Raw genomic sequence first — 26,666 nt, 5'->3', positions numbered from 1 at the left:
TGGGTTAGAAGTGCTTCCGGGGGCCGGTCTCACGGATTCAGGATCATGTTTAGCGAGAAGCGCTTGATTGGCCTCCGCTATTTCATACTGATTAAACACCCGTATACCATGCTGGCGGAGCAGTGCGGCGGTTACTCCCATGCCTGGCACTTTTTTACCGGAAAAACTGCCATCATAGATAGCGGAACTTCCGCATGATGGGCTAGATTCAGCGAGTACCGCGACGCTTATATTAAATTTAAGACATAAATCTAGAGCAACGGAAGCCCCCGCCAAAAACTCGGCAGTGACATTGGCTCCCTCTTTTTCAATCACATCGGCGTCGCCATTTATTACGCTCTGACCATTGCCTTCAAAAATCTCTGCAGGCTGTCTGGGAATACTCATCCCCGCCTCAACCTCAGGGCAGACAGAAACGATTCGCCTTTCAGAATGCCACTGCTCAATAATCTGGTCAGCCACGGGAAGGGCCCCACCATCATAGCGAACCTTTTTCCCTAAGAGGCAGGCACTCATTAATACTTTTTTCAAAATACCGATCTCTAGTTTTGGTGGTTAGTCGTTAGAGCACTTAGCGAATACTACCACTCCCCTCCTAACCACTCCCCCTGAGCCGCGAACATTGCGGGTGCGCTGTAGGTTTACCACGCACTACCAAATATTTGAAGCCAATCCGTTGCAGTCATATACGATTAACGCCAAGGCTGTGCCTTGGCGTTTTTGCTGGGTGTACTTCTTACCCCAACTGAAACGGGTAAACTGATCCCACTTTTAGCAATTGCGTCAGCTCATCTAACGCCGTGAGCACTTCTGTAGCGAGCTTAGGGTCGGCTAGATCATCTGCCGCAAGGCGATCACGGTAGTGACGGTTGACCCAAGCAGTCAGATCAGCGTACAGCGCATCATTCATTAATACGCGGCCGGTCAACGCTGCTCGTTCGGCTTCGGATAGGGCAACCCGCAGGCGCAAGCAAGCAGGGCCTCCGCCGTTGCGCATGCTCTGTTTAACATCTTTAACAACCACATCACTAATCGGATTATTGCCGGCCAGAATAAAGTCCTGGATCGTGCGCCAAACCGCGTCGCGCTCTTGGCATTCGCTGGGCACGACCAGCGTCATGGTGCCATCCGGGTTGGAAAGGAGCTGGGAGTTAAACAGGTACGACGCTACTGCATCTTCCATGCTCACCGCATCTAGCGACACCCGCACGGGAATCAGTGGTGTGGACATTTTGCTACGCAGCTCATCTAAGGTGCGCGCTTCATCCAAAAAGGCCATTTCGTGATAGAGCAATACGGGGCCATTACCCACGGCAATGACATCATTGTGGAAGACACCCGCATCGATAGCATCCGGATGCTGCTGAGCAAACACCGTTTGTGCATCCGTTAGCCCGTGCTGGCGGGCCACTGCTTGACTGGCTTCCAGGGTTTGCCGAGCGGGGAAGCGTTTTGGCTCACGTTCGCCGCTACGCACGTCACCAAATGCTTGACGACCATACACAAATAAGTGAACGCCTGGCTCGCCGTGTTCACCGCATAGCCGGCTGTGATTGGCCGCGCCCTCATCAGAAAAAGCAGGCGTTGCTGGCAGTACCGGGTGATGAGCAAAGTGCTGCTCATCATGGAAAATAGCCTGCAGCACACGGCCGGTGGTTTGCGGCTCGAGGTAGCGATGAAAACTGGACTGCAGGTTAGCCGGTGTAAAATGCACTCGGCGGTCAGGCGCATCAACACTTGGGGTAACGGTGCCTGCGTTGGCCGTCCACATACTGGAGGCTGAGCAGACCGCCCTCAGCAGTTGGGGTGCCTCTTTGGCGGCACGGTTCAGCACGTCGCTATTGCTACCGCTGAAGCCTAAATCCCGCAATGCACCCACATCAGGGCGTTGTTGAGGGGGCAATACGCCCTGAGCGTAACCAGCATCCATCAGTGACTTCATTTTCAGAAGCCCTTGCAGTGCGCCCTCTTTAGGGTTGGACACCAGACCACCATGACTCATCGACGCCACGTTGCCATGGGCCAGCCCTGAGTAGTTGTGGGTGGGCCCAACCAAGCCGTCAAAGTTGACTTCTTTGACGCTGTTATTAACCACGTTGCTATTCACCACGCCGTTCATAGGTTGACTCCTGGCGGCAGCGTTTCCGGCATTTCCAGGCTATCGGCTTCCATAGACGCCACTGGGTAAGCGCAGTAGTCCGCCGCATAGTAAGCGCTGGGGCGGTGGTTACCGCTGTCACCTACGCCACCAAAGGGAGCGTCGCCAGAAGCCCCAGTGGTTTGGCGGTTCCAGTTCACGATACCCGCACGAATGCGTAGCAGGAAGTCGTCCCAGTCGGCTTTATCACCACCGATAAGTCCTGCAGACAAGCCGTAGCGTGTATCGTTGGCAAGGGCTAACGCTTCATCCCAATCGCTGTAACGATGGATTTTCAGCAGTGGGCCGAAATGCTCTTCATCGGGCACGTCCAACCCTGTGACATCAATCAGTGCCGGGCTTAACAGGCTGGTGTTCTCTTTAAGGCGCTGCATCCGGTTAATTACCGTACCGCCCAGGGCTTCCAGCTCGTCTTGCGCCTTAAGCAAGCCATCGGCAGCTGCCACGCTGACCAAGCCGCCATAGAACGGCGCCGCCGGTGCTTCTTCAAATTGCCCTGCCACGTGTAGCTTGGCGATAGCGTCGGAAAGCGCGTCGATCAGGCGATCGCCAACGTCCCCTTGCGGCACCATCAAGCGGCGGGCGCAGGTGCAGCGCTGACCACCGGATAAAAACGCCGACTGCAGAATAGTCAGTACGGCAGCACGCTCGTCGTCGACATCCTTCACCACCAGCGGGTTGTTGCCGCCCAATTCCAGCGCCAGGATTTTATCCAACTGCCCGGCGAACTGCTGCTGCAACATGCCACCCACTTTAGCGCTGCCCGTAAACAGCAGGCCGTCAATGCCGGGGTGCGCTGCCAAGGCTTGGCCTACAGCGACACCACCTTGCACTAGGTTAATCACCCCTGCAGGCAGCCCTGCTTCCACCCAGCACTGCAGGGTTAAATCGGCGGTCAACGGGGTTTGGTCGCTAGGCTTAAATACCACGGTATTACCGGCAAGCAACGCGGGTACCATATGGCCATTGGGCAGGTGGCCGGGGAAGTTGTAGGGGCCAAAGACCACCATGACACCGTGGGGGCGATGGCGCAGTACAGCTTTCGCACTACCCACTTCTTTTTCCCGCTCACCAGTGCGCTCATGATAAGCCTTGATAGACAACGCCACCTTTCCGACCATCGCGCCAGCTTCAGTGCGTGCTTCCCAAAGCGGCTTGCCGGTCTCAGAGGCAATCGCTACCGCTAACTCTTCACGACGGGCGGTAAGTACCTCAACAAAACGCTCAACAAGTGCTTGGCGCTCAGCAAACGTAGTGCGCGCCCATTCAGGAAAAGCCACACGCGCGGCATCAATAGCGGCGCCAACCTGTGCGTTTGAGGCCGAAGCACCTTGCCAAAGCAGTGTTCCTGAAACCGGGTCGTGCTTTGTGAAGGTGTCGGCATCGCCCGTTACCCAGGCGCCGTTAATCAGTTGCTGCTGTTGGGCGTGCATGTTTATCTCCTTCCCGTATGCGTGCTTGTTGTGCGAGCTTGTTATGTATATTTATTCTTAAAAGCTAGTGTGAAAAACTATCGTCAAAAGCTGTTCTTAAGCGCTGTTTTTGAAGACCTATTCTTGAAAAACGGGTCTTGAAAAGCGGTTCTTGAAAAACTAGGTTTCCAATAAGCGTACGTGGTCACCCGTCGTCACACCCAGGCGGTCCGCTTCTTGCGGGTTAAGCACGATGGTGTTTTCCTCGCTGGGTCCTCGGCCTATCCAACTGGCGGTGAAGTTAAGCATCTCAGTAGAGGCTGCCAGCCAGCGGCTGACGCTTTCGTCGGGAGCATTTTGAGAAACTTCCACTTGGCAGAGCTGCGAATTACGAATCGCTCGCACGTCGTCAATATAGGCTTCCACCGTGGGGCCACCATCGAAAATATCGATATAGCCTTCCCAGCGCAGTCCCTCTTTCTTGAGCATTTCAAGGGCTGGTCGAGTATGGCGGTGCACTTGGCCAATACAGGCAAGTGCCTCTTCCGACATAAAGGTGGTGTAGATCGGGAACTTAGGCATCAGCTCACCGATAAAGCTTTTTTGGCCTAGCCCGGTTAACCGATCGGCCTCATTAAAGTCCATGGGGAAAAAGTGTTTACCCAGGCTTTCCCAAAAGGGGCTGGTGTTATTTTCATCAAACACGCCGCGCATTTCCGCCAGCACTTTTTGCGGAAAACGGTCACGGAACTGAGCCATAAACAGCCAGCGAGCTTTGGAAAGCAGCGCGCCATTACGTAGGTGTTTATTCGCTTCGCCGCGGTATTCAGGGCGTAAGAACAGCGAACATACTTCCGCATCGCCAGTGTGATCGGAACTTAAAAATAGCGTGTCGATTGTACGGTGCAAGTCCAGTTGTACCGATGAATGGGCCAGTGTCCCCAGGCGGTAGTGGTAAAATGGCACTTCACGACCTACTTGACCTTCAATAGCGCAGCAACCGGCCAACTCTCCACTTTGCTCATCTTCCAGTACAAAAAAATAGAGTCGATCATCGGCTGGCGTGCGCTCTTCAAAGGCACGGGCAGCGGCTTCAATTTTGCCAGCCAAAAACTCACGGTTATCCGGCAGTGAGGTAAAGCCAACGCCTGCCTGTTGCGCAAGCGCCTGGAGCCCATCCAAATCGTCGCGGGCAATGGGTCGAATGCGCATTACATCTCTCCTTCATCAAGCGCATCTACCGCGCTTGGCAGGCTTAATGGCGCGGCCAGCACCGCGCGCCCCTCTTCAACACCCAACTGTTTAGCGTGCTGTGGTGAAAGCATTAATTGCCCAGTAGGCGAAAGCGCATAACGCGCCACAATACAGCGGAAATCACCTAAGGTTTGATTGGCAATCATCGCAGGCTCTGCATCGGGCAGCGCGTGTTCAGGGCGTACCCTGACAGGATGCCAAGCGGCACGACGGAAAGTTTCCAATCGCTCACGCTCGGCTTTTACAATCGGCCCTGCGTCGAAAATATCGACATGGCGGGAGCGCACAAAGCCTTCTGCCAGCATTTCTGCTAGTGCATCTTCATGGGCAGGATGCTCTCGGCCAATGGCAGCGCGTGCCTGAGGCGTTAGCAGCGGTAGATAAAGCGGAAATTGCGGCATCACTTCAGCAATAAAGCTTTTCGAGCGAACGCCAGCAATGTGATTCATTTCTTGGAAGCTGCGCGCAAAAAAGTGGCGACCGACGCTTTCCCAAAAAGGCGATTCGTTGTTGCCATCCAGATAGCCCGGAAAGGCGACCGCCAGAATGCGTGAAAAACGCTCGGGGTATTGAGCAATGAACATTAGTCGCGCACGGCGTAACAGACTTTCTGCACTGGTGCCTTTGTAGCGTGGGTTAAGCGATAGCGCACAGAGCAGCGTGGCATCAGAGGCTTCATGAGAAAGCGCCAAGGTTTGCACTTCCCGGCGCACATTCAGCTGTTGAGAAGCATGAATCAGCGTTTCCTGACGATAGGTGTAGTAGGCTTCAGCTGCGCCTGCCTGGGCGCGAATAGTCGCCGTACCGAGTACTTCCTCGCGGTCATCATCTGCCAGCACGAACATGTAGTGCTCGTTACCAGGGAACTCTATGTCGCTATTAAAGGCTTCCTGGGAGCGCACAATGCGCTCCTCAAGCCGATCACGGTTGGCGGGCAGATTGGTGAGCCGCGGCACCGCGTGCTCTGCCAACTGCTCCAGGGCTGGAAGATCAGCCATTGTTACCGGTCGAATTACCAGCATCCTTAACGCCCCCTCTTGTGTGGCTTCTTGCCTACTCATGCGCTGGCAACTAGCCGCTCAATAGCACGCTCTAAACGCGCCATACCCTCAGCAATATCCGCTTCCGGAATGACTAAAGATGGCGCCATACGTAGCACGTTGGGACCCGCAACCAGTGCCATCACACCCTCTTCGATAGCCAGCGGCAGAATGTCTTTAGCGCGGCCTTCAAAGGCATCTGACATTTGTGCGCCCATCAGCATTCCCATGCCGCGAATTTCTTTAAATACGCCATATTTGCGGTTAATGGTTTCTAAATGCTCGCGGAACAGGTCGTGACGGTGCTTAACGCCGTTAAGTACTTCAGGAGTATCAATGAATTCCACAGCCGCTAGAGCAACCGCAGATGCCAACGCATTGCCACCGTAGGTAGAACCATGGGTACCAATCGCCAGAGACTTCGCAATCGCATCCGTGGTTAAAGTGGCACCAATCGGGAAGCCGCCGCCCAATGACTTGGCACTGGTGAGAATATCCGGAGTGATACCGAAGTTTTTGTAGGCGTAAAGTTCACCGCTGCGGCCAACGCCCGTTTGTACTTCGTCAAAAATCAGCAGCGCGTTGTGTTCGTCACACAGATCACGCAGGCCCTGAAGGAACTCTTGGGTCGCGGGAACAATGCCGCCTTCGCCCTGCATCGGCTCAACCATAATGGCACAGGTATCGTCGCCCACTAGCTTGCGTACGCTTTCCAGGTCATTGAAGTTGGCATGCAGAATGCCACCTGGCACCGGGCCAAAGCCTTGCGAATACTTGGGTTGACCACCCACACTCACGGTGAAGAAAGTGCGTCCATGGAAAGACTGATAAAACGAGATAATTTTATCTTTCTGCTCGCCATGGTGATCTACCGCCCAACGGCGAGCTAGCTTCAGCGCCGCTTCGTTAGCTTCGCCACCGGATGAGCACAAGAACACTTTATCGGCAAAAGTACGCTCAGTGAGTGTTTTGGCAAGCGCCAGTGCTGGCTCGTTGGTGAATACGTTAGACAAGTGCCAAAGCTTTTCGCCCTGCTCTTTAAGCGCATTCACTAGCACCGGGTGACAGTGGCCAAGCGAGTTCACTGCAATACCACCAGCAAAGTCGATATATTCACGCCCCTGCTGATCCCACAAGCGGCTGCCTTCGCCACGCACTGGAATAATCTGTTGTGGCGAGTAGTTTGGCGCCATGTAGTTATCGAAATCCTGACGGCTTGGGGTGTAGCTCATGGGACGATACCTCCGGTGGAGTAAAGGATAGATTCAGTATACGGGGGGCAATAGACGCCGTGCTTTCAGTATTGGGACGGTAAATTATGAAAAGCCGCGCTTATCCAAGCCGTTCTTCCCGCGGTGTAATGCCAAAGTGATTACGATAGGCGGTAGAAAAGTGCGCACCAGAAGAGAATCCGGTCATCAGCGCGATATCACCTACCGGGCGATCGCTCTCTCTTAATTGTTTACGCGCATCTTGTAGGCGCAAATCCAGGTAATAGCGGCTAGGTACTGCCTGCAGATACTTTTTGAACAGTCGCTCTAACTGGCGTCGAGAAATACCCAAATGCTCGGCCAGCTCTAGCGTAGAAAGCGGCTCTTCAATATTAGCTTCCATCAACGTGACGGCATCTACCAGGCTTTGTGGCGCATGGCCAAGGCGATTACGCAGTGGTACATGCTGGCGTTCATCGGCTAAGCGAATGCGATCACAAACGAACTGCTCTGAAACCTGCTCGGCAAGGCGCTGGCCGTGATGCTTGCCAATCAGCGTTAGCATCATATCCATTGCCGCTGTGCCACCGGCACAGGTTATCCGATCGCGATCAATCTCAAACAGTTGCTGAGAAAGCGTGACCTGAGGATAAGCCTGTGCAAACGCGTCAAAGCGCTGCCAGGGCAATGTGGCGCGGTAGCCTTCTAATAGCCCGCAGCGGGCAAGCACTTCCGTGCCTCCCGCAAGGCCACCAATAGCCACACCTCTGCCCTGATGACTGCGCAGCCACTCATTTAGCTTGGCGGGCAGTGCATAGGGTAGTGGTGTAGGGGCACATACCAACAGCATATCAAGCGGACCAAGCGGCGCGCCTAAGACATGTTGAGCGAGTAAGGAAAGTTGTGCGCCACTGCGCACAGGCTCATCGGTTAAGCTTAACGTAACGGTGTGGTAAAGCATCTGCCCGCTTAGCTGATTGGCCATCTGCAGCGGCTCGATAGCGCTCGCATGGGCCAACAGCGAAAAACCAGGCAGCAACACAAAGGCCACCCGCCGACGTTCACTGGCGGATGACATCAACGTACTTGAGGACATAACAAGTTGCTTTGCTGCATAGAAATCGCCGCCAACTTAGATAAATAGCTAGAGAAAAAGCCATCTTACCCAATTGCGCAAGTGAAGGCAGCGCTATGGCTCTTAAAACTAAAATAGGAGGCATAAATACAAAATTGCCGGGCACTAGGCCCGGCAACAGAAGGAGTATGTGTCTTGGTTAACCGCCGCTATTGCCAAGCCCCAGGATGACAATGCCCGCAACGATAATGCCCATCACGATAATGACTAAAGGAAGCACCTTATGTAGCCCGTTAGGGGACTTTTTCGCTTCTGGCTGCCGTTGCGGCTGAGATGTTTCAAAGTCCTCAGGCAGACGTTCATTCATTACGTGCTCTATCTCTTCTTCCCGGGTTTTGCTTTCCTTGGTATCCATACAACACCTCTCGCTTTCCGGTTAGATGATCAACAGCGCGGCGATTAACCCTCCTCGTCACGCTTAGCGCTATAGTGTAACGACATCAAAGTGAACATCTGGGTTCACATCTGCGTCGTAATCTACGTCATCACGCTCGAAGCCAAACAGCTTCAAAAATTCGTGCTTATATCCAGCATAGTCGGTAATTTCGAACAGGTTCTCTGTCGTGACAGTCGGCCATAGGTCTTGGCAGGCTTGTTGTACGTCGTCACGCAGCTCCCAGTCGTCAAGACGTAGGCGGCCTTGGTCGTCAGTGACCATATCGTCAGGCTGGCCAGAATAAAGACGCTCTCCAAACAAACGGTTTAATTGATCGATAGTGCCTTCATGCAGGCCCTGCTCTTTCATGATGCGGTAGACCATGGCGATATACAGCGGCATGACTGGAATCGCGGCACTCGCCTGGGTAACGACCGACTTAAGTACGGCAACATTGGCACCGCCGCCTGTCTCTTTCAGCTTGGCATCAATCGCAGTCGCGGCGCGATCAAGGTCTTCTTTCGCTTTACCCAACGCACCGTGCCAGTAAATCGGCCAGGTAATTTCAGTACCGATATAGCTAAACGCCACGCTACGCGCGCCTTTCGCCAGCACACCCGCGTCGTCCAGGGCGCTCATCCATAGCTCCCAGTCCTCACCGCCCATTACTGTGATGGTATCGTCGATCTCTTGCTGAGTGGCAGGCTCGACTTCTGCCTCGATGATGGCGTCTTTATTCGTATCAATCGCGGTAGCGCGATAGGTTTCACCAATCGGCTTCAGGCTCGAGCGCTTTACTTCCCCAGTATCTGGCAACTTGCGCACTGGTGAAGCTAGGGAGTACACCACCAGGTCAACTTCACCCATGTCTTGTTTGATCAACTCGATGGCTTTTTCACGCGCTTCGTTAGAGAACGCATCACCATTGATTGATTTACTGTACAGGCCCTCTTGCTTGGCAAACTTGTCAAATGCAGCACTGTTGTACCAGCCAGCCGTACCGGTTTTTTTCTCACTACTAGGCTTTTCAAAGAAAACACCTAGGGTATCAGCGCCATAACCAAAGGCAGCCGTAATACGCGCTGCCAAGCCGTAGCCGCTAGAAGCACCAATCACCAACACCTTTTTAGGGCCTTGGCTTTTATCTAAACCACGCGCACGGGTCGCTTCGATCTGTTCCAGAACGTTTTGCTCGCAGCCTTTAGGGTGAGTGGTGGTGCAGATAAAACCACGCACTTTTGGTTTAATGATCACATTGGACCCCTTTATCAGATTGATGTCGCTATCAGCATGGCAGTGCCATTACCGTGTGGGGGTATTCTAGCGGTCTAGACGCGCCCTGTCCGCTCTTGAGCTTCTTCGCCATTCACGGCAGGATAGCGACCAGACAACTCCTTGCCGACGAGACCCTGATGAACGCACAGCAGCTAGTCGATGAACGCGGCGACCTATGGCTTGCTCTTGCACCGCTATGGCTGGACCGTGAGCCAAGCGAGCGTGACTACGCCCATATGATTGAGATGATCGAACAGCATGACATGTCGCTGAAAGAGCTAGAGTGGATGTTCCGCTTGGAGCTTGCCCCAGTGATGGCGAGGCACCAGCTGTCTATTGCCAGTGAATGGCGAAAATTCGATGACTATACGCTGATGAAACAGTTGGTAAGCCACAACCTGCGCCTGAAAGGCTGGCGGCGCAAAAGTTGGGCGCTGTTTTCTGGATTAACCACGATGATGGTTCGTCATCGCTGGGTAGAGTTAATGCAGCGACTAATGGTTACCCGTGGCGAGCTCTAACCGTTTAGCTTGCGCTTTACTCTTTATCAAGGGCGGCTTCCAGCGCAAGCCGCAGTGACAGACCATGATCGTTGGGAGCAAATCGCGCGATCACCCTGCCATCGCGTCCCACCAAGAACTTGGTAAAATTCCACTTGATCGCTTTGGTGCCTAACACGCCCGGAGCTTCTTGTTTAAGCACCACAAACAGCGGATGGGCGTTTGGACCATTCACTGACACTTTTTCCATGAGTGGAAAGCTGACGCCAAACTGCTGTTCGCCGAAGATACAGAAAGCTTCTGCACTCTCCGGCGACTGCTTACCAAACTGGTTACAGGGGAAGCCAAGCACCGTAAAGCCACGGTCTCGGTAGCGCTGGTACAAACTTTCCAGCTCTTTTAACTGCGGGGTAAAGCCACACTTACTGGCCACATTAACGACCAACAACACCTGCCCGCGCAGCGCCCGCAAGTTAAATGGCTTGCCTTGATGGGTATAACAATCCTGCTCATAAATCATCATCGCAAGGCCCCCTAAATGACTCCACCAGCATAGGCTTTACCATGCCACGGCATTGGCAGTTACACCAGTGCGGCTTATTAACTAATCGGCCCTGCGACAACGCGCAGCGCCAGTGCAATAAGCAGCACCCCAGTGATTCGATTGATCCAGTGGGCATGGCGCTGGAGCCAAGGCAATACGCGAGAGTGTGAAAGCCCTACTGCTACTAAAACGTACCAGCCCCCATCAATAATAATCGCAGTTGCGACGATAATTGCCTTGGCAAGGACACTCATTTCAGGCGTCACGAACTGACTTAATAGCGCCACAAAAAAAATGATCAACTTGGGGTTACCCAGCGCCACCAGCACCCCTTCCTTGGCAGCTTGTCGCGGCGTTGTCACTGCGGCATCGGGGGATAGCGCTCCACCTCTGCCCGCCCGTAGTGCTTTTATCCCAAGCCAGGCTAAATAGGCCGCCCCACACCATGTCACTAGTTGAAATAAATCTGGATGGCGCACAATAAGCGCACCTAAGCCCCATACGGTGAGCAACGCATAGAACCCGACGCCCAGCGCATGAAAAATCGCAGCCGTCATGCCGGGTAAGCGACCACCTCCTAACGTATGGCGCAGTACCAGTGCCAGGCTAGGTCCTGGTGACATCGCCCCCATGGCGCAGATAGCGGCCAGCGATAGCCAGAGTGACAACGGCATTTTTCTCTCCTTGAAAGACAACAATGTAGGTTGGCTGAGTATACGACAGTCGCACAAGCGTTTAGCGAATAAATCCATCCCCTTAAATAACGCTGTTAGCATGGTACGCTGTTGGGTAAAATTTTCCCCTTTTTGAAAACGATGACGCCTGCTATGCAGGCGGTTCATGGCTAATAAAGGACTTCAATATGGGTAGGGCGTTTCAAAACCGTAAGGAATCCATGGCCAAAACGGCCGCTGCGAAAACCAAGGTTTACAGCAAGTATGGACGTGAAATTTACGTCTGCGCTAAAGCAGGCGGCACAGATCCAAACGGTAACCTTGCGCTACGCGGTTTAATGGAGCGTGCTAAGAAAGATCAGGTGCCGTCTCACGTTATCGATAAAGCCTTGGATAAAGCGAGCGGCGCAGGCGGCGAAGACTTTTCACCAGCGCGCTATGAAGGCTTTGGTCCCGGTAACGTGATGGTGATCGTCGACTGTTTGACCGACAACCCCAACCGCACCTTTGGTGATGTGCGCGGCTGCTTTACCAAAACGAAAAGCAAAATTGGCACTCCCGGTAGCGTTAGTCACATGTTTGATCACTGCGCGATTTTTTCGTTTGCGGGCAGTGATGAAGAAGCTGTGCTTGAAGCCCTCATGGAAGCCGATGTCGACGTTACCGACATTGAGCAGGAAGAGGAGCGTATCACGGTGTTTGCGCCGCATACCGATTACGCTAAAGCCAAACAAGCGCTGTTGGATGCTTTCGGTGAGATTGATTTCGAAGTAGACGAAATCCAATTCTTACCACAAACCCCCACGCCCATCGACGGCGATGACGTGGTGATGTTTGAGAAACTGCTGGGCATGCTCGAAGAGCTGGACGATGTTCAGAATGTTTTCCACAGTGCCGAACTACCGGAAGCAACGGCTTAAACCGTCACTCGGTTGACACATCCCCCTTGTGGTCGTCAGCACTTATGTCGCTGGCGGCCGCAGGTCACCGTCATTAACTAGCGGCACCCTGTGAGTCCAAGGCTGCATCAGGCGGTAACAATGCCGGCGTAACGCCCGCTGCGCTTAGCACTTGTTTACCGCGCACTGTCAAATCGGTGATAAACAAAAATTGCTGCCGTGGATCCACCGGATAAGCGCGAATACGGTAATGCGTGCCCCAAGGTTTCTCCTCCGCTACGACAATAATCGGCTTATCAAACTTAAGGTAAGCACTGGTTAACGCGACGTCTCGTAACGCTTTACGCACCCAGCCAGCTTCGTGCTCCGGGTGAAGATAAAAACTTGCCACGCACTGAAGACTAACGTCGCCATTGTTAGCGTTATAAATAGCAGAATCCCAAAGTTTAAGATGAGGCACCGCCACCAAATCATCGTCGGGCGTTACTATTTCTACTGTGCGCATGCCAACGTGCTTTACTTCGCCGTAAGTTCCTTCAATGTTGACCCAATCCCCTGGCCGATAGGGCAATTCAACGGCAGATACTACTCCGGCAATCAAGCTACTTACGTAATCTTTTAGGGCAAAGCCAATCGCTAGGCCAATGGCCCCCAGCAGCGTTACCATATTGCGCAATGAAGGCTCAATAACGATAGGAACAGCCACAGCCAGCGCGGTAATTAAAATCAATAACCGGGTGAGTGGCACCAGCGCAAATACTCTAAACCGCACTTGGCCGTGCAAGCGATTGGCTAACCAGTTCAACCCTCGCTGGCTGACAATAATCAATAGCACCGTACTCGCTAGAATGACTCCTAAGGTAATCAGCGCTTGACTATCAATATCATTAAACAGCTTGGCGTACTGCTCTTGATCGTCCATATAAGCTCCTAAAGCGGGTCAACTAGATAGTTTCGCGATTCCAGCAGTTGTCGCACGCTTGCGTAGCTTAATGGGGCGACTTGCCAGCGCCCTTGATGGCAACGGAGAATTCCCTGGCGAGCAAGTGCTAACCGTGCGTTTAGCGCTTCATGACTCGAGAATGGCAGCACATACCCTAACGCTTGATCCTCTAGCCCCCCATGAATGAGCAGCGTATGTAGCAACAGCGTTGCCACATCCCCCGTATCCGATGCTAGCTCCGCTTCCGCCAATGCGTCTAGTAGCCATAACTCTTTTGACGGCTCTTTTGACTGCCCTTGAGACTGCTCTTGTGAACGGCCACTTTCGTCATTTCCCGCCGGTTCGCGCAGCCGCTCTCGCCAGTAGTGCCAAGCAATACCTAAATGCCCTCGACAGTGGGCTGCTAGACGTTGCAACTCTTTATAGGAACGCTCGTTATAGGAACGCTCGTTATAGGAACGCTCACCATCAGCGCTATTTTCACTAACGTCAGCAAGAATCGGCTGTCCCGTGCGGGAGCTATACACCGTCGGGCGGACGCCACCATCACCCGCCAACTGGGCAAAATAGTGTGCCAGCTGCTCACCCTCTAATGCCTGCAGGGTAACCACGGGTACGCCTTCCAACCCCACCGCATGCTGCAAATAAGCATACGTCCAGCTATCACAACCAATCACGCCCTGCCCCAAGCGGCCACTTAACGCCCGCTCTAACAATTCACGGACGCCCTGCAGCCCTTGGGTATGGCGTAAAAAATGCCGCTCTAAGGCGGGGATTACCCACTGACGCTGGGAACCACAGCGCTCGACCCACTCTAGGCAACCCTCTGTGAGCTCGTTGAGGGTGGGCGCAGATATGCAATTGACGCCCTGCTGCTGCGCCCAATGGCTAACAACAGCTCCGTGACCACCATGAGGTGGTGAAATAAACAACACGACTGGCGCATCAACACACTCTTCCGTTACTTGGCTGAGGGCGCGAGCCGCCGGCGTCCAATCAATAGCAGGCACCCAGTGCGAAAGTGCGACTTCAGATAACTTACGCAGCTCACTCTCTTCTTTTGCTTGGCGTTCCGAGGCTTCTCTACCTACTATCCATGTAGTTGCTGCTCGCCAACTACGCCGCCACTGGCTGGCTTGGGTGTGTTCTGGTGTTTGAAATGACTCAAGCGCCACCACTTCCCATGGCGAAAAAGCAGACTTCGTTGAGCGCTGCGTCATATGCCGCCTCGAACATAGATAAGTGGATTAAGGTTAGCATGCCTCATGAGGGGTTAGCCGAACTTATCGTCTAAAATAAAGTCGTTATACAATAGCTAACTTATATGAGAGCAAAGCGCAGGAGGCGACAATGAGCGTAGTTAACGTCACTATGGCAGAACTGCATGAAAAGCTTTCAAAGTGCATTGCAGGCGAACGGGTGCTGATCGACCACGAAGGAAATCGATTTAGCGCACGTATTCAACATGTTGGCTTTACGGGGTTAAAGGTCATTCCTGAAACGCAGATCAAAAACAGCACAGGGGACCCGGGTGATATCGAAGGAGTCACCGTTCCTTATGATGATATTTGGGAACTTGAAGTTAAAGGGGTCGTGTATAGCCGCTTGGAAACGTGATCTTTTTTTGCACACCCACTCCTCAGTGGGCGTGCAATGGCAACACTCCAAAACCAAAAAAGTTAACTCAACCTAGTAATAAGCACTGCCTAGCTAGAAAGTCAGACAAATCTTACCGAAGTGTTCACCGGACTCCTGATGGCGGAAGGCGTCGGCAATGTCACTCAGTGCAAACTCACGGTCAATAATCGGCTTCAAATTAGCCGCTTCGATAGCACGAATCATCTCAATTTGATGACGACGACTTCCCACAATAAGACCTTGCAGCTTAGCTTGCTTAGCCATCAACTTGGCTGTTGGTATTTCGCCTTCCCGACCGGTTAGCACACCAATCAGCGCGATATGCCCGCCAATTTTTACCGCCTCAACCGATTGCGGCAACGTACCAGGGCCGCCTACTTCAACAACATGGTCGACACCTTCACCATTCGTTAACGCCTTAACGGCCTTGCCCCAGTCAGGCGTTTCTTTATAGTTAATGGTGTGTTCAGCGCCCAGCTCGCGCAGGCGGGTCAGTTTTTCATTAGAAGACGATGTGGCAATTACCCGCGCGCCCATCATCTTGGCAAACTGTAGCGCAAAAATGGAAACGCCCCCGGTGCCCAACACCAGCACGGTGTCTCCTGCTTTTAATCCACCATCAACGACTAGTGCCCGCCAAGCGGTCAAGCCTGCGGTCGTCAGCGTCGCAGACTCCGCATGACTGTAACCTTGCGGCTGATGGGTGAACGAGGTAGCGGCAGCCACAACTTGCTCGCGAGCATAGCCATCAATGCCATCCCCTGGCGTGGTGACAAAGTCGCCTACTCGCGCAGGCCCTTCCAGCCAGTCAGGGAAAAAGGTCGACACAACGGCATCACCAACTGCGAACTCGCTAACGCCTTCCCCAACCGCTTCGACCACACCGGCACCATCCGACATGGGAATACGGCCATCTGCGGTGGGAATCATCCCTGCTACCACGGCATAGTCATGAAAGTTAAGTGAACTGGCGTGCAGACGTACTTTAATTTCACCGGGACCAGGCTCACCTGGCGTCGTTAGTTCAACCACGTCCAGTTTAGCTAAACCGCCGGGCTCTCGAAGCTGAATGGCTTGCATCACTACCTCCTATTGAACACATGTCGTCCACTGTGACTAGTATTAAAAAGCCTAGTAAACGACTGGTCTAATATGAAATGAGGGCACTGGAGTCAGTATCAAGGCCAAGATCAAGATCGTGCCCCAAAAAGCCCCCGGACTGGCGCTGCCACAAGCTGGCGTAAATACCGTTCTGTGCCAGCAATTCTTGGTGAGTACCACTCTCCACCATACGACCTTCATCGACCACAATTAATCGGTCAAGCATCGCAATGGTAGAGAGTCGGTGCGCAATGGCAATCACCGTTTTTCCCTCCATCAGCGAATCGAGCTGCTCTTGAATCGCGGCTTCCACTTCGGAATCCAACGCTGAGGTAGCCTCGTCCAACACCAGAATCGGGGCGTTTTTAAGCAGCACGCGAGCAATGGCAATACGCTGGCGCTGACCGCCGGATAGTTTCACACCGCGCTCGCCCACATGGGCATCCAGCCCGCGTCGCCCTTTAGGGTCGACCAGCTCGTTAATAAACGTATCTGCGTGGGCGCGGCACACTGCTTGCCACACATCATCATCGCTGGCATGAGGGCTACCGTAGCGAATATTATCTCTCAGCGAACGATGCAGCAGCGAGGTATCCTGAGTCACCATGCCAATCTGATGACGTAATGAGGTCTGGGTAACATCAGCAATATTCTGTCCATCAATCAGGATACGCCCGCCCTGTAGGTCATAAAAGCGCAGCAACAGATTGGCCAGGGTGGACTTACCTGCTCCGGATCGGCCAATCAAGCCAATTTTCTCGCCAGGTTTAATCGTCAGGCTCAACCCGTCAAAGACGTTTTTACTTTCACCCTTAGCCTGGGCGTACTGAAAGCGCAGCGCATCAAACACAATTTCGCCATTGGGCACCGCGAGCGCTTTGGCATTGGGCTTATCTTTGATCGTGGGCTCCTGGGCGATGGTATTCATACCATCTTGCACCGTACCAATATTTTCAAACAGACCGGCCACTTCCCATAAAATCCAATCCGACATAAAGCGGATACGCATCACCAAGGCTATCGCAATCGCTAACACGCCCAGGGAAATAGCGTCAAAATACCAAGCGCTGATCGCCATACCCGCCGTTCCCACAAGTAGCAGCGTATTGAGCAGCGTCAGGCAAACACTCATGATGGTGACTAGCCGCATTTGACGATGCACCGTGTCCATAAAACCTTGCATCGCATCCTTGGCGTAGCCCTGTTCACGTTCGGTATCAGCAAACAGCTTAATCGTTTGGATATTGCTGTAACTATCAACCACGCGCCCCGTCATCTGGGCTCGTGCATCGGCCTGAGCCATCGAAACATCGCGCAGGCGCGGGACAAAAAAGCGCATAATGCCTAAATAGCCAACCAACCAAATTGCTAACGGCAATAGCAGCCACGGGTCTGCACGGCCTAATAAAATTGCCGCCCCAGTGAAGTACACAATGGCGTAAACCATTAGATCCATCACTTTGGTGACAGTCTCACGAATAGCCAACGCTGTTTGCATGACTTTTTGCGACACTCGCCCTGCAAACTCATCCTGATAAAAGGCCAAGCTTTGGCTAAGCATATGGCGGTGAGAAAGCCAGCGGCCGATCATCGGGTAGTTACCGAAGATGCTTTGGTGGGTCACCAGAGACTGCGCCAGTACCAGTAGCGGCAGGCCGATAATCACTAACACGCCCACGCCTGCCAGCCAAAGCCCGTGATCCGACCAGAAATTCGCGCGTTCTACGTTACCCAGCCAATCGACCAAGTCGCCCATATAACTAAAAAACACCACCTCCGCTGCGGAAACCAAGGCAGTCGCGACCGACATCAGCAATAGCCACGGCCATACAGGGCGCGAAAAATGCCAAATAAACGGCAGCAGACCTTTCGGTGGCGTGGCAACCTCACCTTCGGGATAGGGGTTCACCCGCGTTTCAAAGTAACGGAACAGCGGCGCTAGCGTACGTGACAACATGGAAAGTCCTTTCGTTACCTTAATAGACAGATGTAGTTAAGAAGATTGGCGACGCAATAGCCAACGAGCCCAAAAAGGGGCCAAGATCATCAGTGTGACCATACGCAGTAAGTGGTGAAATGCTACAAACACAGGATCGATATTAAGCGCGACAGCAAGAATAGCCATTTCACCGATGCCACCGGGAGCCAGCGCTAATAGGGCTACGTCTCGGCGCACGCCCAACAGCTGATGGATCAGTTCAGCAAACAGTGCTAACACCACCAGTGCAAGCAGCGTCGCCACCCCCGACTGCCATAAATAGCGCCCGAGCAGGCGTCGTGTCATGCCTTGAAAACGCGAGCCAATCGCGCTGCCCAACACCCATAACATGAGGTTCATTCCCCAACCAGGCAAGCTAAGGCTGGCCAGCCCAAACCCAGAGAGCAAGGCCGCCATAATAAGCGGCGCAAGTAACGCCGAACTTGGAATGCGCAGCCACCGGCCCACCGGTAATAAGAAAGGAATAGTGAGCAGCATCCAGCCGTGCTCAAGGGTAGCCTGGGCTGGCCCAATGTCACCAGCACCGCCTTCAAATGCCCAAAACAGGGGAGGCAGAAACAGGATAACGAGAATAATCCGTAGTGACTGGGCAATGGCGATGCGTTGCGGGTCACCGCCACATTGATCACCGAGCATGATCATTGCCGTCATGGCCCCTGGCGATGCACCAAACCAAGCACTGACCGGGTCGAAGCCACAGCGACGATACCACGCCGCAGCAACCGCGGTGGATGCCGCAACACCTGCCAGCAAGAGTGCTGCCGAGATTGGCCAGTCCAGCACACGATGGGCAAGTTGAGGGGTTACTTGACTGCCCAGTACCAATCCCATAACCGCTAAAAACACGTTGCGCAGCGGCTCCGGTACGCCAACGTTAATTCCTTTTGCCGATACCAGCAGGTTGGCGATCAGTGGGCCTAGCATCCAGGCAAGCGGTAAACCGGCGAGGTGAAAAACGATGCCGCCCACGGCGCCTACGGCAAGCGATATGGATAGCGCTTTTGTGCTCCCTGCACTCAACATGACGCCCTTCACATCGACTCCCTATATCTAAAAACCCAGTCTCTACTGACGCAATAATTAACCTGCTAATAGCTCCAGTAGTTTAGCACTGAACCAACGGCTCGGGCTTCTATGATGGCTTAGGAATATCGCTTTTGTTGTTTAGCCCAGCTATTCAGAGGTTAACCTTAAATTTTTCTGCCATGTTATCTGTATCCGTCAGCCAGCAATGGCGAATTTTCTCACAGCGGGGGCTAGTCACTATTTGATGCGGACAAGCCCGCGAGTGCTAAAACGGTGGGGATAACTTACCAGTTGAGAACAACAGGAGGCTCGGTGAACGCTGAAGTTCTAGTCACAACACTGGAACAACATCGCCGAATTTACGGGCTACGTTAGTCAACTACCTAGCCCCTTACGGCATATGGCAGAAATAACGGGCGGTCTAAATGACCGCCAATAACTAAAGTGACGCCAATAGCCCTTTGATAGTAGAGGGTATATTCATTAGAAAATTAATGCTCTGACTTCAACTACCCTTGAGTATTCTGACGTATAAACTTATCGACCTCTTCTGCCGTAGGGATACTACTGACAGCACCATGCTTCTGAACCGTAAGTGCTGCCGCCACAGTTGCCCTTTGCAAGCATGCTGATGGCTCTAGTCCCGCCTGCCGAGCCGCTAGGAAGTAGCCAACAAAGGTATCACCCGCTGCCGTTGTATCAATAGCTTTCACCTTTAAGGCCGCTTGAAAAAAGGTCTTCTTATTGTACTGATACCAAGCCCCTTCACTACCAAGCGTCAGAATGACCTCAGTATCTCCAAACGCTTCATCCAAACGCCTTAATATATCTGAAATTTTTGAGTCTATGGGCATACCCAATAAATGCAGCGCCTCGGTACGATTAAAGAAGAGTAACTGGCACTGGTTCAAAGGCAGCAATAAAATCTCTTCACTCATAGGGGCAGCGTTAAGCACCACCTTACAGCCATGACTCACCGCTAACGGGATAAGTTTATCAAGAGCATTGCACTCATTTTGAACAAGTACTGTATCGCCAGGAGTCGTTTTTGCCAGCAACGACAAAATCTGCTCTTCAGTAAAACCATGATTAGCGCCGGAGAATAATAAAATAGCGTTTTCGCCACCTTGATCAACTTGGATAATTGCGCGCCCGCTTGGCTCGGCGGTAAGCTCAATATCGCTCACATCAACACCCGCTTGTTGCAACTCGTCAGTCACCCAGGCGTCCATTGAGCATACCCTGCCCCAGTGACTTACCCTTCCCTTGGCACGCGCTATCGCCAGCGACTGATTGGCTCCCTTCCCCCCCAATCCACTAATATATTCATCACTTTTGAGTGTTTCACCGGGACATACAAAATATGGCACACGATAAGTATGGTCGATATTAATTGAACCAAAGTTAAAAATCACTGGCACCGCTCCTCACTTTAGAGTTCAACTATTATTAATAACTTTAGCTGTATAAAGAATGTAGTTAAAAAATCAGCCAGCATTAACGCTGGCTGACCTAAAAACCCTGTTTAAAAAAAACCTCCTTAACTACCCCTCCAACACGAAGGGAGATACGTACTGATCAACATTATCCGGGGTGATCAGGATGCAGTCGTAGAGCTGCTTTTCACCATCAAGGCCGGTTTCGCCTGTACGAATATAGCGGTCGGCGATTCGTGCCGCGTCCTCGGCAAAGACCGCTACCGGCTGCAGGACCGAATAGGCAAGCTCGCCAGCACGCACGGCATCAACAGCATCAGGGCTGCCATCAAATCCCCCAACGATCACATCATCCAGCTTGCCTTCCTGTTTCAATGCCACAATGGCACCTAGGGCCATTTCGTCATTACCGCTGATCACGCCGGTGATATCAGGGTTGGAACGCAACATGCTCTGCATCTTGTTACGGCCTTCAGTACGATCCCAGTTGGCAATATCGGACGCCTTGCTGACCAGATCGGGATATTGGCTCAAGACGGTTTCATAACCATTGGAGCGAGTGGCAGCATTATTATCCGACGGCGGCCCCATCAACTCGACATAGGTGCCTTCACCGCCCAGTTGAGTGGCCCATTCCTGCGCACCAAGCGCCGCTCCTTGGGCGTTGTTGGAAACCAGTTGTACCTTGGCAAGGCCTTGCTGGTTGATCTCGGCATTAATAATGAACACTGGAATACCGGCATCCACTGCCTTGCGAACAGCACCAATCGAGCCATCGGCGTTCGCCGGGTCGAGAATGATGGCTTTCGCGCCATTGGTGATGGCAGTATCCACCTGGTTACTTTCCGTATTAGTGTCGCCCACATGAGAGCTTACGCTGGCTTCATACCCCAGCTCTTCCACCGTTCTTTCGGCGACGCTACCTTCTGTCTGCCAATAGGGGTTAGACATGTCGTTGACAATAATCGAGATCAGGCCCTTGTCCTGTGCGGCCAGAGATCCGCTGAAGAGTGCCGAGGCACCTACAATGGCGGCAAACAGGAGCTTTTTGCTTTTCGGTAACATGACGTTTTCCTCACTTTTGTGTTTATAGTGCGAGCTTCAAGCCGTTACGGCCATCCTTTCCTGCAGAAGACCACTCAGGTGGCTTTCGCTTTGGAAATTTCTTGAGGAGCTGATGAATCCGCCTTTTTATCAGCGGGTTTTGTGGTGCTCTTTTTAGCGCTGTACTGAATGTTGTTCAGCATGACTGCAAAGACAATGACACTGCCAGTGAACACCATCTGCCAGTAGGCAGAGACACCGATAATGACCAGCCCATCAGCTAGGAACCCGATAACAAAGGCACCCAGCAAGGTGTTGCGTACCGTGCCACGACCTCCCATCAAGGACGCACCGCCGATCACAACTGCAGCAATAGCCGTCAGTTCATAGGTGGTGCCAGCTGTAGGGCCAGCAGAAGTCAACTGGGAAGCGAGCACTATGCCTGCCATTGCGGCACACATACCTGAGATGATGTAGACGGCAAGCTTGACGCGTTTGACAGGAACACCGGAGAGCTCCGCAGCGCGCGCATTGCCGCCGGTGGAATAGATCCAGCGCCCGAAGGGAGTGCGGCTCAGTGCCACCATGCAGACGGCGGCTACCACAAACAGAATCAGCACGCCCATCGGAATGCCGAACAGTTTGTTGAACCCGAGCCACTCGAAACCGGTATTACCCAGTGTCGGATCGCCACTGAGCTGATTGAAGGTCAAGCCATCGGTCAGCAGCAAGGCCGCACCGCGAGCCACGTAAAGCATGCCCAAGGTGGCGACAAAAGCCGGTACCTGAAAGTAGGCAACCAGTACACCGTTGAGGGTGCCGACAAAGGCGCCCAGCAGGCACGTCAGCACAACCACCACCCATACGGAGGGGTAGAAGGCCAGGTCCAGTGATTCGATGTGTATACCTTCCAGCAACAAGCCGGCAAAGACGCCACATAGCGCCATGGTTGAACCTACCGAGAGATCGATACCTCCCGTAAGGATGACGAATAGCATGCCGATACCAAGCAGCCCGAACACTGCCACATGCGACGACATGGTCAGGAAGTTACCCGTCGAGAAATAGACAGGCGATAAGATCGAAAATACGATGATGATTGCAATCAGCGCGAAGAAGGCTCTGCCTTCAAGCAGCATATGGACAATATTGATTCGGCTTTTACCGCCGAGTAATGCATTATTATTGTGCTGAGACATGGTTGCTACCTATCCGATTTGAATGTTACACGGCTACCGATTCACCTGAAGCAGCCATAATCTCGTCCTTGGTTACGCCGGGCGAAAATTCTGCCGATATCCTTCCTTTGCTCATGACCAGGACACGGTGCGGTATGCTCAGGCATTCGCTGACTTCAGACGTCGAGAAAACCACGGCAAGCCCCCGGCGAGCGCCTTCGCTTAGCAACTTGAAGACTTCGGCTTTGGCACCGATATCGATACCCCGGCTGGGCTCATCCAGCATGATGACGTCGGGATGGGTAGCCAGCATCTTGCCAATAACGACTTTCTGCTGGTTGCCCCCAGACAGTGAGCCAATCGCGGCATCACCACCGTCCGTCTTGATATGGACGTTACCGATGGCAGAGGAGACGATCTTCTCTTCCAGTTCAGATGAGGTAAACAGTCGGCGCGTAAACTCACTAATGCTTGCCAGGGTGAGGTTTCGCCCCACGCTCACTGTCTGGACCAGTCCATCGCGTTGACGGTCTTCCGGCACCAATGCCAAGCCTTCGTTGATTCTCTGGGCGATGGTAAGGTGAGAGATATCGTGCCCGTTGAGAAGGATTTCCCCGCTTGCCTGCTGGGTCCGCCCCGCGATGCACTCCAGCAACTCCGTGCGACCGGCTCCCATCAACCCATAGATACACACAATCTCGCCGGCACGAAGATCGAGAGACAGGTCATCGACGACATAGCGGTCGTCAACATTGCTGTCAGACAGGGACAGATGTTTGATGGAAAGAGCAACATCCCCCTGCTCGTATCCAACGGGCGGTGAACCCAGGTCAAAGCTTTCCCCCACCATATTCGTGACAATCCACTGCAGGTCGATGTCTCGGCGCGGTGCATATGCAGTCATCACGCCGTCACGCAATACAACAGCGTGATCGGTAATCTGCAGCGCTTCCTCCAGGTGGTGTGATATGTAGACGATGGATACACCCTTCCTTTTAAGGTCCTCGACAACCTTGAACAGGGTCTCCACTTCCGATGCGCTCAGGGCCGACGTCGGTTCATCCATGATCAGAATGCGTGAGTTCTTGGACAGCGCCCGAGCAATCTCGACAATCTGTTGTTGCCCAACCCGAAGATCCTCAACGAGTGCCAAGGGGTCAATCGGCTCATCAAGCTCATCCATCAAGCGCTGGGTCTCTCGCGCCTCTTCCTGATAGTCAACGCTTCCGCTTGCCCTGGTGAGTTCGCGCCCCATGAAAATGTTGTCACGCACATTGAGATTCGGAGCCAGGCTCAATTCCTGATGGATAATAGTGATGCCCAGTGCTTCGGCATCCGCCGGCGAGGAAAAGTGTACCGCCTTGCCTTCAAGCACTATCTCTCCGGCAGTTGGGGCAATGACGCCTGATAGAACCTTCATCAATGTCGATTTGCCCGCGCCGTTTTCCCCGAAAAGCGTAGTTACCTGTCCGCGGTAAATATCGAAGTTAACTTCCTTGAGCGCATGCACTGCCCCAAAACGCTTCTCAATGCTACGCGCTGAGAGAATCACCTCACCTGCTGATGGCTCTGCATCTGACGATGAAGGTTTTGATGACATGGCTGCTGGTGCTGCTGTATTTGCATGCATGGTTAAACCCTCACTCAGAAACGTTCAACTGCACCGGGGTTACCAGCCAGTTACTGGGGTTTAGCAGCATGAAGGCACCCACTACTTCAAGGGTTTTGCCGGTCAGATCCAGCTCGGAGATACCTTCCAATACCTGACGTTTCATCTCTTCGTTAAGAGCCGCCCCCGCATCCTGATACTCGATTTGGTTAGTGAAGTTGCCAAATGCGATATCTCCTGTGGCATCACGCAGCGTGGTGCCATTGATAACAGGGCCGGTCTGAACGCGAATAGTGATATCGTCGGGTACTCCCTCAATATCGAGAGAATAGATACCTGACTGGCCTGCTTCAGCGACGCCCGTCATCGTCACCGGTACAATGTGACCAATTCCCGCCGCAACACCATAGGCCTGGCCAGCGGCACCGGCATCTTCCAGCACCTCAGCCGCCAATTCTTCAGCACTGATGGCATTGGCTTGAATATATTCCTGAATAGACGGAAAGTTCTCTTCTCCAAAACGCTGTTGAGAAAATTCGCCTGAGTCTTCGAGTTCGCTGATCTTGACCGTATGGGTGTCCATCATCATGAGAATGACAAGCAGCAGTGTTAATGCACCAAGGACGTAAGCCCCTCTATGCTTCCCACTGGCTTTGGAAGCAAAATTTATTGTGGCCGTCATGACAACTCCACTTATCGTTGTATTTGGATGTTAGTTATTGAGCTTGGACTAGCCACCAGGGAGGCTAGCCCTCCTGACGACTAGCCCTTCCAATCCGGCACTAATACCACTTTCAACGCATCAGGCTCATTGCGCATCAAGTCCAGTCCATCATGAAATTTTTCAAGTGGCAGCTTGTGTGTGACGACATTGTCGGTGGGGAAGTCTCCGTTGCTGATTCCTTCGATCACTAGGGGGTAGCAATACGGGCCAAGATGGGCGCCGAGAACATCGAGCTCCTTGCGATCACTGATAATGCTCCAGTCAACGGTTACCGGGTCCTTAAAAACACTGAATTCCACGAAACGGCCCAGCTTGCGAATCATGAACAAACCCTGTTCAACCGATTGCACTGCACCAGAAGCTTCTATATAGACATCACACCCATAGCCATCCGTGATGCTCTTTACATAGTCAACGACATCAACCTCAGCAGGGTTGAGCACGATGTCCGCACCAAATTTCTTGGCAAGTTCAAGGCGGTTGTTGTTCAAATCAAGGACAACCAGCTTGGCAGGGCCGGATTTCTTGATGGGACCGATCATGCCCAGCCCCAGCGTTCCCGCTCCCGACAGCACCACAACATCACCCAACTCTATCTGGGCACGCTTTACGGCATGCAGTGAACAGGCATAGGGTTCGACCAGAACGGCCTTCTCCATCGGGATGTCATCAGGCAGCTTGAAATTGATGGCTTCTTTAGGGAACACCATATACTCGGCCATACCGCCGTTAACATTGTGCTGAAAGCCATAGACATCATGCTTTTCGCACATCCAGTACTGGCCGCGATTGCAGAACCTGCAATCCCAGCAGGGCACGATTTGCTCGGAAATTATTCTGTCTCCGATTGCAAAGCCCTCAACACCATCGCCAAGCTCTACAACGTGTCCAATAAACTCATGCCCGGGGATCATGGGGGCCTTGATGTAGGCCGGCTGTGTTTCATCGCCCCAGAAACTCGGCGCACCCTCATAGGCTTTCAGATCACCGGCGCATATACCGCATGCCTCGACTTTGATCAGTACCTCGCCATCTCTCGCCTTGGGAACCGCCACGTCTTCCAGCCTGTAATCACCGGGAGCATAAGCAACCACAGCCTTCATGGTTTCAGGTACTTCAAGGTTGGTAGTTGTCACGTTACTGCTGGCGCTGGTCATGTGAACCTCCTTAGCATGCCGATTATTACAAAAGCTCTCTCTTCGTTCATATGTATTAAGTATCAGAGTTATTGCTGCGTCAATGCATCCAGTACCAATAACTCTCTAATACTTTAGGATAACTAATATGCTTATGATTATTAAGGATTTTATATATTTCATCTTATCCATGCAGCAGCATAGTGATGCGGAGGGCAACAATTTAACTAAAATTATGTGATCACAGAGTGATCATATGAACATATCTTAAGACGAGTAACAGGGCTTTTTTCCAAACCGTCATACCGAAGGACAAAGAGCAGGGGCCTAGCAACATCCAGAGACGAGCGTCAT

The 26,666-nt window shown here is 52.8% G+C and carries 25 protein-coding genes; 3 read left to right on the top strand and 22 right to left on the bottom strand.

Translation table 11 applies throughout. The annotated features are described in order from the left end of the window. The 9 genes from INT21_RS15955 to fabV all read right to left on the bottom strand — a co-directional run. Positions 1-516, bottom strand: a 516-nt coding sequence (locus INT21_RS15955) for a DUF523 domain-containing protein (RefSeq protein WP_193085463.1), incomplete at its 3' end; no start/stop codon positions are given. Between the two features lie 220 nt (positions 517-736). Further along, on the bottom strand, positions 737-2,119 hold the full coding sequence (astB, locus tag INT21_RS15950; RefSeq protein ID WP_193059388.1) for an N-succinylarginine dihydrolase: 1,383 nt from the start codon (positions 2,117-2,119) through the stop codon (positions 737-739). After that, positions 2,116-3,591, bottom strand: a complete 1,476-nt coding sequence (gene astD / locus INT21_RS15945; protein WP_193059389.1) for a succinylglutamate-semialdehyde dehydrogenase — start codon at positions 3,589-3,591, stop codon at positions 2,116-2,118. Before astD ends, astB begins: the two co-directional genes overlap by 4 nt. Positions 3,592-3,750: 159 nt before the next feature. Continuing rightward, positions 3,751-4,782, bottom strand: coding sequence for an arginine N-succinyltransferase (gene astA / locus INT21_RS15940; protein WP_193085460.1), 1,032 nt, complete (start codon positions 4,780-4,782; stop codon positions 3,751-3,753). Further along, entirely contained in the window at positions 4,782-5,846 is a 1,065-nt protein-coding gene (locus INT21_RS15935) for an arginine N-succinyltransferase (RefSeq protein WP_193068667.1), read from the bottom strand. Before INT21_RS15935 ends, astA begins: the two co-directional genes overlap by 1 nt. A gap of 35 nt (positions 5,847-5,881) precedes the next feature. Next, entirely contained in the window at positions 5,882-7,096 is a 1,215-nt protein-coding gene (locus INT21_RS15930) for an aspartate aminotransferase family protein (RefSeq protein ID WP_089039524.1), read from the bottom strand. 100 nt (positions 7,097-7,196) lie between these two features. After that, positions 7,197-8,171 (bottom strand): GlxA family transcriptional regulator, encoded by a 975-nt coding sequence (locus tag INT21_RS15925; protein ID WP_174412707.1) that lies wholly within the window; start codon positions 8,169-8,171, stop codon positions 7,197-7,199. A gap of 178 nt (positions 8,172-8,349) precedes the next feature. Further along, the gene (locus INT21_RS15920; RefSeq protein WP_089039525.1) at positions 8,350-8,565 is read right to left on the bottom strand and encodes a hypothetical protein; all 216 of its coding nucleotides are present in this window, start codon (positions 8,563-8,565) and stop codon (positions 8,350-8,352) included. 69 nt (positions 8,566-8,634) lie between these two features. Beyond that, positions 8,635-9,840, bottom strand: a complete 1,206-nt coding sequence (gene fabV, locus INT21_RS15915) for an enoyl-ACP reductase FabV (RefSeq protein ID WP_089039526.1) — start codon at positions 9,838-9,840, stop codon at positions 8,635-8,637. 158 nt (positions 9,841-9,998) lie between these two features. On the opposite strand from fabV, the gene INT21_RS15910 reads away from it, so the two are divergent. Next, positions 9,999-10,382, top strand: a complete 384-nt coding sequence (locus INT21_RS15910; RefSeq protein WP_089039527.1) for a DUF7079 family protein — start codon at positions 9,999-10,001, stop codon at positions 10,380-10,382. Between the two features lie 16 nt (positions 10,383-10,398). Here INT21_RS15910 and INT21_RS15905 read toward each other — a convergent pair whose 3' ends face one another. Beyond that, a complete protein-coding gene (locus INT21_RS15905) occupies positions 10,399-10,884 on the bottom strand; it encodes a glutathione peroxidase (protein WP_193059395.1) in 486 nt (161 codons plus the stop codon). A gap of 77 nt (positions 10,885-10,961) precedes the next feature. Next, complete coding sequence (locus tag INT21_RS15900; RefSeq protein ID WP_051626348.1) at positions 10,962-11,579, bottom strand: LysE family translocator; 618 nt, start codon at positions 11,577-11,579, stop codon at positions 10,962-10,964. 188 nt (positions 11,580-11,767) lie between these two features. Between INT21_RS15900 and INT21_RS15895 the strand changes: the two genes are divergently transcribed. Next, entirely contained in the window at positions 11,768-12,499 is a 732-nt protein-coding gene (locus tag INT21_RS15895; RefSeq protein WP_038477348.1) for a YebC/PmpR family DNA-binding transcriptional regulator, read from the top strand. A 73-nt stretch (positions 12,500-12,572) separates the two neighbouring features. Here INT21_RS15895 and INT21_RS15890 read toward each other — a convergent pair whose 3' ends face one another. Together INT21_RS15890 and INT21_RS15885 are read right to left on the bottom strand one after the other, a co-directional pair. Next, positions 12,573-13,400 carry a mechanosensitive ion channel family protein gene (locus INT21_RS15890; protein WP_038477351.1) on the bottom strand — a complete coding sequence of 276 codons (828 nt, stop codon included), beginning with the start codon at positions 13,398-13,400 and terminating at the stop codon, positions 12,573-12,575. 8 nt (positions 13,401-13,408) lie between these two features. Then, positions 13,409-14,641 carry a hypothetical protein gene (locus INT21_RS15885; protein ID WP_193085459.1) on the bottom strand — a complete coding sequence of 411 codons (1,233 nt, stop codon included), beginning with the start codon at positions 14,639-14,641 and terminating at the stop codon, positions 13,409-13,411. A gap of 130 nt (positions 14,642-14,771) precedes the next feature. Between INT21_RS15885 and INT21_RS15880 the strand changes: the two genes are divergently transcribed. Then, complete coding sequence (locus INT21_RS15880; protein ID WP_125750576.1) at positions 14,772-15,038, top strand: hypothetical protein; 267 nt, start codon at positions 14,772-14,774, stop codon at positions 15,036-15,038. Positions 15,039-15,131: 93 nt separating this feature from the next. On the opposite strand, the gene INT21_RS15875 is transcribed toward INT21_RS15880, so the two are convergent. The 9 genes from INT21_RS15875 to INT21_RS15835 form a co-directional block, all read right to left on the bottom strand. After that, positions 15,132-16,139 (bottom strand): zinc-dependent alcohol dehydrogenase family protein, encoded by a 1,008-nt coding sequence (locus INT21_RS15875; protein WP_193085458.1) that lies wholly within the window; start codon positions 16,137-16,139, stop codon positions 15,132-15,134. 67 nt (positions 16,140-16,206) lie between these two features. Continuing rightward, the gene (locus INT21_RS15870) at positions 16,207-18,117 is read right to left on the bottom strand and encodes an ABC transporter ATP-binding protein (RefSeq protein WP_319022702.1); all 1,911 of its coding nucleotides are present in this window, start codon (positions 18,115-18,117) and stop codon (positions 16,207-16,209) included. A gap of 36 nt (positions 18,118-18,153) precedes the next feature. Further along, entirely contained in the window at positions 18,154-19,194 is a 1,041-nt protein-coding gene (locus tag INT21_RS15865) for an AbrB family transcriptional regulator (protein WP_193085457.1), read from the bottom strand. 500 nt (positions 19,195-19,694) lie between these two features. Further along, on the bottom strand, positions 19,695-20,600 hold the full coding sequence (locus INT21_RS15860; protein WP_193085456.1) for a ribokinase: 906 nt from the start codon (positions 20,598-20,600) through the stop codon (positions 19,695-19,697). A 129-nt stretch (positions 20,601-20,729) separates the two neighbouring features. Next, positions 20,730-21,686 carry a D-ribose ABC transporter substrate-binding protein gene (locus tag INT21_RS15855; RefSeq protein ID WP_193068661.1) on the bottom strand — a complete coding sequence of 319 codons (957 nt, stop codon included), beginning with the start codon at positions 21,684-21,686 and terminating at the stop codon, positions 20,730-20,732. A gap of 74 nt (positions 21,687-21,760) precedes the next feature. Next, positions 21,761-22,864, bottom strand: a complete 1,104-nt coding sequence (locus INT21_RS15850; protein ID WP_193085455.1) for an ABC transporter permease — start codon at positions 22,862-22,864, stop codon at positions 21,761-21,763. A gap of 25 nt (positions 22,865-22,889) precedes the next feature. Beyond that, positions 22,890-24,473, bottom strand: coding sequence for a sugar ABC transporter ATP-binding protein (locus INT21_RS15845; RefSeq protein WP_226930671.1), 1,584 nt, complete (start codon positions 24,471-24,473; stop codon positions 22,890-22,892). Positions 24,474-24,483: 10 nt separating this feature from the next. After that, positions 24,484-25,134 (bottom strand): DUF2291 family protein, encoded by a 651-nt coding sequence (locus tag INT21_RS15840; RefSeq protein ID WP_193085454.1) that lies wholly within the window; start codon positions 25,132-25,134, stop codon positions 24,484-24,486. A gap of 80 nt (positions 25,135-25,214) precedes the next feature. Further along, a complete protein-coding gene (locus INT21_RS15835) occupies positions 25,215-26,333 on the bottom strand; it encodes an MDR/zinc-dependent alcohol dehydrogenase-like family protein (protein ID WP_193085453.1) in 1,119 nt (372 codons plus the stop codon). Positions 26,334-26,666: the final 333 nt, after the last annotated feature.

It is taken from the genome of Halomonas sp. 3F2F (assembly GCF_014897805.1).
Lineage (GTDB): Bacteria > Pseudomonadota > Gammaproteobacteria > Pseudomonadales > Halomonadaceae > Vreelandella.
The sequence above is the reverse complement of the archived record's forward strand: the minus strand, read 5'-3'. Positions and strand labels throughout refer to the sequence as shown.